We start from the raw sequence: 12,574 nt of genomic DNA on the forward strand, positions 1-12,574 counted from the left end.
ATTCAAAATGATTAGTTATATTATTTCACATTTTCTTGATTTTGTTGATAGTTTAGACCATTAAAAAATAAATTTAATACAATTGCTGAAATTGCACCTAATACAATCCCGTTTTGTGTCAACCAAGAAAACTGGTCGCCCAACCCTTGGAATGCTTCAGGAACTGCTGTAATCCCTGCACCAAGACCGACTGACACAGCAATAATAATTAAGTTGTTTTGATTCTTGAAGTTAATGTCGTTCAATATGCGCATCCCGTATGCCATGACCATGCCGAACATCGCAAGCATTGCACCACCTAATACCGATAGTGGGATCATGTTGGCAAGCGCACCTAACTTAGGAATACAACCACAAATCATAAGCAAAATCACCATTCCATAGATGACATCATTCTTTTTTGCACCTGACAGCGAAACAAGTCCTACATTCTGAGAGTATGCTGTATATGGAAATGCATTAAAAATAGAGCCTAACGTGATTGCAATCCCTTCTGCCATGTAACCTTTACGGAAGTCTTTGCGCGTCAATGTCTTGCCGGTAATCTCGCTTAATGCATGATAGACACCCGTTGATTCTATTAGACTCACCAATGCTACGATAAAAAATACGACCGTTGCACCAAAGTCAAAAGCAAATCCTGTAAAGCGGAAGGGTCTTGGCAATTCAAACCAATGTGCTGACGCAACTTGACCCGCATCAATCACACCTAAAAAGCTTGCAAAGATTGTACCGATAATAAGACCGAGCAAAATCGCAATAGACTTCAAAAAGCCCTGTGCAAAACGTTGCAGTAACAAAATAATCACCAATGTCACGACACCTAATAATAGATGCTTAGGATCTCCGTAATCTTTCGCACCTTGTCCCCCTGCGAGATAGTTCATTGCAACGGGCATCAGTGTAATTCCGATAATCGTGACAACACTACCCGTCACAACAGGAGGAAATAACTTAACGAGTGAAGCAAAAAATGGTGCAATGATGATCACAAGTAATCCAGATAAGAAGAGTGAACCATATAAGACATCAATCCCCTTCGTCTGCCCAATTAAAATCATCGGTGCAACCGCAGTGAACGTACATCCCAAGACGACCGGGAGTCCAATACCGATGCCTTTATAAACTTGTAAAAAGGTTGCAATCCCACACATAAATATATCTACTGTGACAAGATAAGCCGTTTGTTCAGCAGTAAAGTCAAGACTTGTCGCAACTATAATAGGGACTAGAATAGCGCCGGCATACATAGCTAATAGATGCTGTAAACTCAACAAGAATCGTTTAATCATTGTCGTCTCCTAACAATGTGACTTTGTTATCTTTTAACGATGCCACTTGGCAAAGCGAAGAGACGTTCAAGCCTGCTTCTTCCAAACGTGCACGCCCTGGTTGGAAACTCTTCTCTACTAAAATACCAATGCCGACCGTTTCTGCACCTGCTTGTTGTACCAAACGATGTAATCCAAGTGCTGCTTCACCATTTGCTAGAAAGTCATCAATAATCAATACTTTGTCTTGATCTGATAAAAATTCTGTTGACACAATGACACGGTTCGTATTATTTTTCGTAAACGAATGAACATCTGTCTGATAATGTCCTTCATTCAACGTATTCGGCTTTGCTTTCTTAGCAAACAGACACGGAACATTAAAACGATGTGCAACCATAATGGCAGGTGCAATTCCTGACGCCTCAATCGTTAAAACCTTCGTCACACCTTGGTCTCCAAACTGTGAATGGAACACTTCACCAATCTCATACATTAAACCTGCATCGATCTGATGATTCAAGAAACCATCCACCTTCAATATTGATTCGTCAATTACTACACCGTCTTCGATGACTTTTCTTTTTAATGCGTCCAAAACGACTCCTCCTAAATACATCAAGATATGAAAAAACCCCAAAACTAAAGAATATCGTTTCAGGTGTTTGAGTAATCGTCATACAATTGTAAAGTGTCGCTCATTTGGCAGTCTCTTCGCTATTCATTGCACGGTTTTTGCGATGTGAATCAATACAATAAATAAGAACTGACAAAAGCTGCGTATTACAGATGCCGTCATTACCCATAGTCACATCGTTTAAGGCGACGTGGTAGAAACTTCTAAAGCCATATTCTTCAGATTATATGAGTCTATATAAATTATTAACTGATGATAGCAAATTTAACGTTTTTTCGCAATACTCGTCTAAAAAACAAGCGCTTTTTCAAATACCGCCATTACTTTACAAAAGTGATAGATTAACCGCATAATAATAATGTATGCGTTTAACTTTTTATTTAAAGGGTAAGTGACAAAATAAGTAACGATTAATCGGAGGGGATCCACTATGACTCAATTTAAAGTAGTAAAAACAGAAGATGACGCAATTCAAGCAGTAGATGCATTATTACGTGATGGATATAAAGAACACGAAATTACAATCATTAGTAAAAATCGATTATCAACAGACCGATTTAACGACTCAGAAATTAAACAAACACCAACAGCTGGTACAATCAGCGATAAATTCATGCGCTTTTTCATCGGGGAAGATCCTGAAGAAGCTGCATTCACACGTTTTAAGCTTCCAGACAATGAAAAAGAACAACTTAAGCAAGCCGTACTTGATGGCGAAATTGTTATTCTTGTGAAACACTTTGAATCTGGCAATCACAGCGAAGTATCGCAAACAAATAGTTCATACGACACACATGACTTTAAACATCACCCATCTGAACATAAGGGCGATATTGAATAATATAGAAACATCTAACACTCAAGCAACATATCTTGCTTGAGTGTTTTTTACGTGGAGTACCGATTTGTCATTATGCTATACTAGAGCCATTAAAAAGAGGTGATAGACGATGGATTTTATTCAAATCAAATCAACGCAAGATCAATGGTATCAACCTGCACTAGACTTTTACTTAGGGAGATTAGATGCACTTGTCACTGAAGACGAGTCGGTTTTCGTCCAATCACTCAAGACAGAAAAGACGAAAAACGATTATGTTTTTTTAGTCGGCATTGAAGATGACCGTGTTGTCAGCTTTGCAACTGCGCATTATGAAGCAACGACAAATGCAGGATTCATTATCTACTTACTTGCCGAACAAGGCACACATCATGAAGCTTATCTTGAAGAGACACTCCATCAAACTGAAGTCCACATCAATGCACTGGCACAACAATTACATGGTCGTGATGTCAACTTCTTTATGTTCGAGTCAACGTTCGAGTCACCGGATGTCGATTCTAAAACGGCAGACGATATTGCATTTCGCAGACGTTTCTTAACACAACAAGGCTTTGAAAAGCAGACAAAGATTTCATATATACAACCTTCACTCGACCGAAACGGAAAGCCTGTACCATTAGACTTATATATTAAGGCGAACATTCCTTTAACGAAAGACATCTACGGTGCAAGTATCAAGTCTTGTTATATTCTCAAATATGTCTTTGCGAATAGACTGCCACGCAAAGTTATTTATCCGTTACTCGTCAAGATGGATTTGCGTAAAGAACCGAATGCATAAGCCCTTGAAATCAATCCGTAAAGTCGCTACAATGAAGTAGAGGTAAGACTGACGGCTCACTGAACGAACACTGACAGCTGTCTAAATTGTAGGAGAAAGGATCCGATTATATGCTAACAAAAGAATTCGCACAAAAATCTGGCTTAAGCGAAAAGCAAGTCCGAAAAATTGTTCAGCATCTCGAAGAACGTGGTTATCACTTAGATAAAACGGAATATCGTGGACGTGAAGCGACAGATTTTAAAGAAGAAGATATCGAACTCTTTCAAGAAATCGCAGAACGTGTTGGACAAACAAACAGTTACGAACTCGCATTTGAAGAACTCGAAAAAGAAAAAGACTTTTTACAAGTGATTGTGAAGGAAGATACACAACAACTTCCTGCTGACCAACAACTTTCTAATCTATTCAAAGAATTACACAACGAAATCAATCAAATGCGTGAAGAGCGTCAAATACTTGGACAAATGGTGACGCAAGTTCACAAACAACAAGAGGCATTGACTGAGTTACATAACAAGTTAGAAGCACAGCTTAAATCGAACAGTGCATCTATGGAATCACTCACTGAAGCACAAAAACAACAAACTGAACAACTCAGCACAACACAAAAACATATTGAATCACAAATAGAAGGACAAAAAGCATTAGCACACACAATTGAACGCAATGAGAAAAAAGGTTTTCTCCAACGATTATTCGGCGGTTAAAACACAACTTTTATTTGAGTAAATGACTTGTTTTACAATTAAATAACATGCTAGGGGTGCTCGAAGTGAGCTGAGAAAGACGGACTCTTAACTCTTTGAACCTGATATGGTTAATGCCATCGAAGGGAAGCAATTACATGTCATGTGCTTCATGATAGCCATGCAGCGTTAAAGCATGCATCACAGATGACTCAATTTCAATCATACATGTCAACTTCCTGCACCCTCACATGCAGGAGGTTTTTTTATGTTACAAACGATTATTATTGGTGGTGGCGTGATGGGATTATCCATTGCACGTCAACTCAACGCACGAGGTCGTCGCATACATATCATCGATCGCTCAACACCCCGCATGAATGCATCTTATGCGGCAGGTGGAATGTTAGGCGCACAGAATGAGTTTTTTGAAGATACACCTTTATATCATCTTGCAATGGCAAGCCGTGCAATGATGCAGGATACTGCACAACAACTCTTAAAGGAAACACATATCGATATTGAACTGCAAACATATGGACTGATTAAGGTAGCAACTACCGCACAACATGTCCCAGCAGTTAAAAAGCAATTTGAATTTCTCTCGCAGCAAGACCATGAAATTTATGAGTTATCACACAATCAATTACGCGCACGCTTCCCCCACTGTGACGTCGAAGCTTGTGCAGCATTCAAAATACATGACGACGGCCAAATCAATGCTAACTTATATACACAGGCATTACTACAATCCGTCTCAAAACTTTCGCATATTGACCTTCACTTGCAGACAGAAGTGTTACAGATTGCGCAACATGCATCGCATTATCAAGTAACCACTTCTAAAGGAACATTCTATGCAGACGAATTAGTCATTGCTGCTGGTGCTTGGAGTGGTACATTGTTGCATCAACTCGGGATCAATCTTCCGACACACCCTGTCAAAGGCGATGTAAAGTTAATCGAATCATCTTATTCACAACTGAAAGAAACCATTTTCAATATGAATGGTTGTTATATCGTCCCAAAGAAACCCAATCGCTTTCTCATCGGTGCTACATCAGAACTCGATAATTGGAGCACACAAAATAAAGCTGAAAATCTTCAATGGTTAGATGCCGAAAGTCAAGCTATGATACCTAATCTGCGAGAACATCGTGTCATTAAGACTTGGACTGGTATTCGACCGATTACGCCAGACGGTGTTCCGATTATGGGCGCTCTTCATAACAATCTATATGTCTCAACCGGACATTATCGAAACGGCATTCTACTCTCTCCCATTGTCGGTCAACTTATGGCGCAATTAGTTGATGGAAAATCTAATGCAGCCCAGCAATTAAGACCTTTTTCGCCTATAAAATAAGAAAATTTGTATGTAGGGGTTGATTTTAAGGAGACTTGCACTTATTCTTATAATACAAGTCGGAATTAAAGGAAGCATCTAAATGTCTATATTTCTAATTATACTTAACCTATTAATTTTTGCTGGGTTCCTTATCGGCCTATGGGTCATGGCGAAGAAACACGTCAAATTCCCTACACGTGTCTTTGTGGCACTTGGCCTTGGTATCATACTGGGAATCATTGTACAGCTCCTTTACGGTGCAGATAGCAAAATTACAACACAAACAACAGAATGGATCGGTATCATTGGGAATGGCTATATCTCCCTCTTGAAAATGATCGTCATTCCGCTCGTTTTCATTTCAATTATTGCGGCATTTACGAAGATTGATCTCGGTGAGAAGTTCGCCAAAATGGGCGGCTACATTTTCATGTTTTTAATCGGTACCGTTGCCATCTCAGCCATCGTTGGTATCGCTTATGCGATGCTATTCGGTCTCGATGCATCAACGATTGATCTCGGTCAAGCCGAAAACGCACGTAGTTCAGAAATTACACAAACAGCGAAAGATTTAACAGCAACAACATTGCCAGCACAAATTCTAGAACTACTCCCTGCGAACCCATTCTTAGACTTTACAGGGGCACGTGCGACATCAACAATTGCTGTCGTTATCTTTGCAGCATTTTTAGGCTTTGCTTATTTGCGCGTTGCACGCAAACAACCTGAAAATGGCCATGTATTAAAACGTGGTATTGATGCAGTATATTCATTGATTATGGCTGTTGTGACATTCGTATTGCGCTTAACACCTTATGGTATCTTAGCCATTATGTTAAACACATTAGCGACAAGTGACTTTGCAGCGATTTGGACACTTGGCAAATTTGTCATCGCATCTTATGCAGCATTGCTCACAATGTATATCATCCATTTATTAATCTTATTAGTACTAGGTGTCAACCCAATCCAATACGTGAAAAAGACGACAGAAGTAATGATGTTCGCCTTCACATCACGTTCAAGCGCAGGTGCATTGCCACTTAACATTCGAACGCAAACGAATCGTTTAGGTGTCCCACAAGCCATCGCCAACTTCTCAGGCTCTTTCGGTCTGTCTATCGGTCAAAATGGTTGTGCGGGTATCTACCCTGCCATGTTGGCAATTATGGTGGCACCCGTTGCAGGTGTTGAAATCGACCTACAATTCATCGCAACGCTTATTATCGTTGTTATTATTAGTTCATTCGGTGTTGCCGGTGTCGGCGGTGGTGCAACATTTGCATCTATTCTCGTCCTTTCAGCACTGAACTTACCAGTTGGTCTTGCCGGCGTCCTTATCTCCGTAGAACCATTAATTGATATGGGACGTACTGCATTGAACGTGAATGATTCAATGTTAGCCGGAACAGGTACTGCTAAGCTCACAAAACAACTTGATGAAGATGTCTTTAATGACAATCAATATGATGAACTGACAACAAGTCATTAATCAAAAAATACCACGTACAGCACGGCACTGCACCCTTAATATGGGACTCACATAAAAACACTTGAATTAGGCTGCTAATTTTCTGTATTGCACAGGGGATAAGTAGCCTAATTTTTGTTGAATTCGATTATTATTATAGTTTTCAATGTACTTTTCGACAATATCCTTTACAATGAAATTAGAGTTATTTAACTCATTGTTAAGATAAAATGTTTCACACTTTAGCGAGGAATGGAAACATTCTATCGGGGCGTTATCAGCAGGTGTACCTTTGCGAGACATACTTCTGATAATGCCCTTTTCTTCGCATAATTGGTAGTAAGCATGCGATGTATAGACGCTTCCTTGATCGCTATGAAGTAGACATCCTTCTGGAATATCAATTTGGTTTAAGGTGTCATTTACCAAACTTTGATCTTGTGTATCGCTAATCTTATAAGCCACAATTTCACCGTTATATAAATCGATGATTGAAGATAAATACAACATTGAATTACCAAAGGGAAGATACGTAATATCAGTAGTCAGTACTTGTAGAGGTTGATTTGCTCTAAAGTTACCATTCAGTTTATTGCTTGTAAGATAATATGCCTTCCCTCGACGTTTAGATTTCTTAATTCTAACTCTACAATTCAAATTATTTTCTCTCATAATTCTTTGTACACGTTTATGGTTTATCGGTTGTTTAGAGGCCTGATTCATCAGAGCAGTTATCTTGCGATAGCCGTACGTGTAATGATTATCTTCACATAATTCCTTAACCTTTTTAACTGTTGTATCTTCCGTTTTCTTCTTATTTTTCCAACGGTAGTAATTTGATTTAGGGACATTCAACACTTCCAAAATCAGCTTCACAGGATGCCTGTGCTTTAACTCATCCACTAATTCTATCACTACTTCAGGTACCACTTCCTTTCCAATTCCTTGTACTTTTTTAAAATATCTATTTCGGCTTGATTTCTTCTATTCTTTAACTTTAATTGTTCCAGTTCAGAAAGTTCCACTAATCCTTTATTATAGGAGTATTGTTTGCCTACTTGTTGACTAAATCGATATGTTTCACCCTTTCTATACCATCTCCACCATGTTTTTACCTGTGTGCTATTTCTAATATTTAATTCACACATAATTTCTTTAGTTGTATAACCTTCTGCTTTCATCTTCACTGCTTTAAACTTTGTTTCAACTGAATACGCCACTCTGCGCATAGAAAAAACACCTCCGTAAATTCATTTTAACTGAATTCAACGAAAGTGTTTTTATAAAGTTCCCACTATATGGGGTCAGCTCAGCACATCGTACGTGGTATTTTTTATGCTATTTCTTATTAAATCCTGCATCTTGAAGCCAGTCTTTCATCTCTAAACGCTGTTTACTACTCATGAAGTTCGCTACTTGTTCTGACCACGTCTCCGTACGTTTACCACCTGTTCTATCTGCATAATAATCAGATACTATTTTATCGTACGCCGCCAATTGTTGGCGTGCCACATCACAATCATTGTCATACGTATCAACGTGAAAGACATGTTCAAACGGTAACCGTGGTTTCGGTGTTCCATTCTCATCCTCAGACGGTACACCAATCGCCATACCGAAGATTGGGAAGGTGTGCTTAGGTAAGTCTAAAATTTCACGTACACGTGCAACATCATTGCGCAATGAACCCAAATAAACAATGCCATAACCCATATCTTCTGCCGTCAATGCAATGTTTTGTGCCATTAATGATGCATCTACTGTCCCTACAAGCAATCCTTCTGCTGATTCAAAGCTTGTCGTCATATCTTGTGCTTGTTGTTCATTCACAAGATTATGTCTATTATAATCAACGACAAACACTAATAAATACCCATTGTTCAAGACGTAAGGTTGCCCTGACACTTCTTTCAAAGCAGCTTTCTTTTCTGGATCTTCTACACCAATCACAGATGTCGTTTGTAAGTAACTTGATGTTGAAGCCATCTGCCCTGCTTCAATTAACTGTTTCACTATTTCACGTGTTAATGGCTCATTTTTGAACTTTCTCACTGAGTGATGTTGCTTCGCTAAACGATATACATAGTCTGACATATATTTCACTCCCTTATTCTTTGTCTTTATATTAGCAAATGACACTTCAAAAGGCATGTACACTGCACACTTGCATCTTTAATCACAAACCTTTATCATAAAAGTATCAATTTTCTGACAAAGGAGTGTCTTTATGACTCAGCAACCACAACAATTAGCAGAGAAAGTTTTTCAAGCTTATCAATCACAACAACCTATCCCATTTCTCAACCCTGAAGAGAATGTTGATGAAGTGTTAGGCTATCAAACACAAGATGCCTTAATTGAACAACTAAAGGCACATAACAATACAGATGTGGCCGGCTACAAAGTCAGTATGACAAGCGCAGAAACGCAAGCATATGCCAATACACATGAGCCTGCTTATGGTACATTGCTCAAAACAGTCATCCAGCAAAATGATGCCACTGTACAATTGAATCACTTGTTCGCTCCATTAATCGAACCGGAATTGGTATTTGTGATTACAGAAGACTTGCCTTCTAATCCAAGCGTTGAAGATGTGCTCAATCATTCGCAATTGGCCCCAGCGATTGAAGTACCTGATGCACGCTATCAAGACTGGTTCCCTAACTTTACATTAGGAGATTTATTAGCAGATAACACAGCGACTGGCCTTGTCGTTGTCGGAGAGCCCGTTCCCCCATTAGATTATGACAGCCTTGGCCAAGTCACAATGTCATTGAAACATAATGGTACAGAAGTCAAAACAGGCGTTGCGTCAGAAGTATTAGGCAATCCAGTCAAGTCCGTACAGTGGCTCAGTCAAAAACTGGCCAGCCATGGAAAGTCACTCAAAAAAGGAGATGTCATCTCATCAGGCACTTTCATCCCACCTATCAAGGCAGAGCAAGGTACTTATACGGTCGATTATCAACATGTCGGTCGAGTCACTGTTACATTTGAATAATGGTACAAATGGTAGGCAACACTCACCTATAAACCATCGTTTTATTAGTATACAAAGGCATTTTAAGTCCAACTTGAAATGCCTTTTCAACGCATTTAATTTTCAATAAAGGTATCATTAATTGAGAATTAAACCCCAACAATGCTATGATGAACATAGAAACATTAAGTGCATGAAACACCCTTTCACATTCGGATAGTTGCGCCTTTTCGCCTATCAAAAGATGGCGCACAATTATTTAAGTTTAATAATTGACGGATGTATCGTTCCATGGCATAATAACACTAAAGATTAGAATTATTATTAAGAAGGAATTATAACAAAGAAGACTTTGGAGTGATTCTAATCTAATAATAATCAATATATTTCTAGGAGGCTATTCACTATGTCATTAATCGGTAAACAAATTGGAGAATTCACAGCACAAGCGTACAACGCAAAAACAGATGAGTTCGTTGAGGTAACACAAGAAGATTTAAAAGGTAACTGGAGTGTCGTTGTATTCTATCCAGCTGACTTCTCTTTCGTGTGCCCAACAGAATTACAAGATGTTCAAAGCCATTATGAAAAATTACAAGAACTTGGTACAAACGTATTCTCTGTATCAACAGACACACACTTCGTACACAAAGCTTGGCACGATCACTCAGATGCTATCAGCACATTAAAATACACAATGATCGGTGACCCATCACAACAAATTACACGTTTATTCGACGTATTAGATGAAGAAGCCGGCCTTGCACAACGTGGTACTTTCATCGTTGACCCTGATGGTGTTGTTCAAGCAGCTGAAATCAATGCTGACGGTATTGGTCGTGACGCTAGCACATTAGTACACAAAATCAAAGCAGCACAATATGTACGTCAAAATCCAGGTGAAGTTTGCCCAGCGAAATGGGAAGAAGGTAGCGAAACATTAACACCAGGTTTAGATTTAGTAGGTAAAATTTAAGGAGGCAATACTGAATGCTTAATCAAGAGTTAAAGAATCAACTTGCACAACTTCTTGATTTGATGGAAGGTGACGTTGTCTTCAAATTGAGCACAGGCTCAGATGAAACATCTCAAAAGATGGAAGATCTTGTGAATGAAGTAGCAGACATGTCATCACGCATTACAGTAGAAAAAGCAGACTTAAAACGTTCACCTAGCTTTAGTGTGAATAGACCGGGTGAGGACACTGGCATTACATTTGCCGGTGTTCCTCTTGGTCATGAGTTTAATTCTTTCGTATTAGCATTGCTACAAGTGAGTGGCCGTGCACCGAAAGAAGAACAATCTGTAATTGATCAAATCAAAGCAATTGATAAACCATTAAATTTTGAAACATATATCAGCTTAACATGTCAGAAATGCCCTGACGTTGTTCAAGCATTAAACTTAATGAGTGTTCTTAACCCTAATATCACACATACAATGATTGACGGTGCAGCATTCAAAGAAGAAGCTGAAGATATCATGGCCGTACCTTCTATCTTCTTAGATGGTGAACAATTCGGTAGTGGTCGTATGACCGTTACTGATATTTTAACTGCACTCGGTCAAGGCCCTGATGCTTCGGAATTTGAGGGTAAAGAAACATTTGATGTACTCGTTGTCGGCGGTGGTCCAGCAAGTGCAAGTTCTGCTATTTATGCTGCACGTAAAGGTTTACGTACAGGTATCGTTGCAGATCGCATTGGTGGTCAAGTCAATGATACACAAGACATCGAAAACTTAATCAGTGTCAAGAAAACGACAGGAACAGCACTTGCGGGTAATCTTGAAGAACATATTAACGAATACAATATCGATGTCATGAAAGGGGTTCGTGCTGAATCTGTAAATAAAACAGACCAAAGCATCGACCTTACATTAGATAACGGTGCCGTTCTTCACGCAAAAACACTCATCGTTTCAACAGGTGCTCGTTGGAGACAACTTGGTGTACCGGGTGAGCAAGAACTTGCGAACAAAGGTGTGGCATACTGTCCACACTGTGACGGTCCATTATTCGAAGACAAACATGTCGCTGTTGTCGGCGGCGGTAACTCTGGTGTCGAAGCTGCCATCGACCTTGCAGGTATCTGTAAGCACGTGACATTACTTGAATTCGGTGCAGAAATGCGTGCCGATCAAGTCTTACAAGAGCGTTTGAACTCTCTATCCAATACAACAGTCATCACAAACGCAGCAACGAAAGAAATCACTGGTGATGAACGTGTCACTGGTTTGACTTACGAAGATACACAATCTAAAGAACAACAACATATCGAATTGGACGGTGTCTTCGTTCAAATCGGTCTTTCTCCTAATACTGAATGGTTAGGCGATACAGTTAACCGCAACAGAATGGGTGAAATCGAAGTTGACCGTTTAGGTGCTACAAACGTACCAGGTATCTTTGCTGCTGGAGATTGTACAGATCAACGCTACAAGCAAATCATTATCTCTATGGGATCAGGTGCAACAGCTGCACTCTCTGCTTTTGACTACCTTATCCGTAACTAATAAAAAGAAGTGGCTGAGTAGGGCACTGCACCCTTA

General features: G+C 39.4%; 12 protein-coding genes and 2 riboswitches. Of the genes, 8 read left to right on the forward strand and 4 right to left on the reverse strand.

The genetic code is table 11. The features are described from left to right. Positions 1-20: 20 nt before the first annotated feature. Together pbuX and xpt are read right to left on the reverse strand one after the other, a co-directional pair. Positions 21-1,289: a xanthine permease PbuX gene (gene pbuX / locus MUA51_RS10540; protein WP_262560900.1), complete on the reverse strand. Its 1,269-nt coding sequence runs from the start codon at positions 1,287-1,289 to the stop codon at positions 21-23. Beyond that, a complete protein-coding gene (gene xpt, locus MUA51_RS10545; protein WP_262559817.1) occupies positions 1,285-1,869 on the reverse strand; it encodes a xanthine phosphoribosyltransferase in 585 nt (194 codons plus the stop codon). The genes pbuX and xpt overlap by 5 nt, the downstream gene beginning before the upstream one ends. A 187-nt stretch (positions 1,870-2,056) precedes the next feature. Beyond that, positions 2,057-2,159: riboswitch (purine riboswitch) on the reverse strand. A 179-nt stretch (positions 2,160-2,338) separates the two neighbouring features. On the opposite strand from xpt, the gene MUA51_RS10550 reads away from it, so the two are divergent. The 5 genes from MUA51_RS10550 (at position 2,339) to MUA51_RS10570 (ending at position 7,062) form a co-directional block, all read left to right on the forward strand. Beyond that, complete coding sequence (locus MUA51_RS10550; RefSeq protein WP_262559818.1) at positions 2,339-2,749, forward strand: general stress protein; 411 nt, start codon at positions 2,339-2,341, stop codon at positions 2,747-2,749. A 109-nt stretch (positions 2,750-2,858) separates the two neighbouring features. Beyond that, entirely contained in the window at positions 2,859-3,533 is a 675-nt protein-coding gene (locus MUA51_RS10555) for a hypothetical protein (protein WP_262559820.1), read from the forward strand. 110 nt (positions 3,534-3,643) lie between these two features. Continuing rightward, positions 3,644-4,243: a DNA-binding protein gene (locus tag MUA51_RS10560; RefSeq protein WP_262559821.1), complete on the forward strand. Its 600-nt coding sequence runs from the start codon at positions 3,644-3,646 to the stop codon at positions 4,241-4,243. A gap of 42 nt (positions 4,244-4,285) precedes the next feature. Beyond that, a riboswitch (TPP riboswitch) is annotated at positions 4,286-4,388 on the forward strand. A 102-nt stretch (positions 4,389-4,490) separates the two neighbouring features. After that, a complete protein-coding gene (gene thiO, locus MUA51_RS10565; RefSeq protein WP_262559822.1) occupies positions 4,491-5,588 on the forward strand; it encodes a glycine oxidase ThiO in 1,098 nt (365 codons plus the stop codon). Positions 5,589-5,670: 82 nt separating this feature from the next. Next, the gene (locus MUA51_RS10570; RefSeq protein ID WP_262559823.1) at positions 5,671-7,062 is read left to right on the forward strand and encodes an L-cystine transporter; all 1,392 of its coding nucleotides are present in this window, start codon (positions 5,671-5,673) and stop codon (positions 7,060-7,062) included. Positions 7,063-7,128: 66 nt separating this feature from the next. Here the strand turns inward: MUA51_RS10570 and MUA51_RS10575 are convergent. Together MUA51_RS10575 and nfsA are read right to left on the reverse strand one after the other, a co-directional pair. After that, a protein-coding gene (locus MUA51_RS10575; protein WP_262559450.1) for an IS3 family transposase occupies positions 7,129-8,270 on the reverse strand; the annotation gives its coding sequence in 2 pieces (ribosomal slippage) (positions 7,129-8,000 and positions 8,000-8,270; 1,143 coding nt in all). A 109-nt stretch (positions 8,271-8,379) separates the two neighbouring features. After that, positions 8,380-9,135, reverse strand: a complete 756-nt coding sequence (gene nfsA, locus MUA51_RS10580) for an oxygen-insensitive NADPH nitroreductase (RefSeq protein ID WP_262559825.1) — start codon at positions 9,133-9,135, stop codon at positions 8,380-8,382. A gap of 133 nt (positions 9,136-9,268) precedes the next feature. On the opposite strand from nfsA, the gene MUA51_RS10585 reads away from it, so the two are divergent. From MUA51_RS10585 to ahpF, 3 genes are all read left to right on the forward strand, one after another. Next, positions 9,269-10,045 carry a 2-keto-4-pentenoate hydratase gene (locus MUA51_RS10585; protein WP_262559826.1) on the forward strand — a complete coding sequence of 259 codons (777 nt, stop codon included), beginning with the start codon at positions 9,269-9,271 and terminating at the stop codon, positions 10,043-10,045. A gap of 385 nt (positions 10,046-10,430) precedes the next feature. Continuing rightward, positions 10,431-11,000, forward strand: a complete 570-nt coding sequence (gene ahpC / locus MUA51_RS10590; RefSeq protein ID WP_262559827.1) for an alkyl hydroperoxide reductase subunit C — start codon at positions 10,431-10,433, stop codon at positions 10,998-11,000. Between the two features lie 14 nt (positions 11,001-11,014). Next, positions 11,015-12,538 (forward strand): alkyl hydroperoxide reductase subunit F, encoded by a 1,524-nt coding sequence (ahpF, locus tag MUA51_RS10595; RefSeq protein ID WP_262559828.1) that lies wholly within the window; start codon positions 11,015-11,017, stop codon positions 12,536-12,538. Positions 12,539-12,574 lie beyond the last annotated feature (36 nt).

The organism is Staphylococcus sp. IVB6214 (assembly GCF_025558585.1).
Taxonomy (GTDB): Bacteria; Bacillota; Bacilli; order Staphylococcales; family Staphylococcaceae; genus Staphylococcus.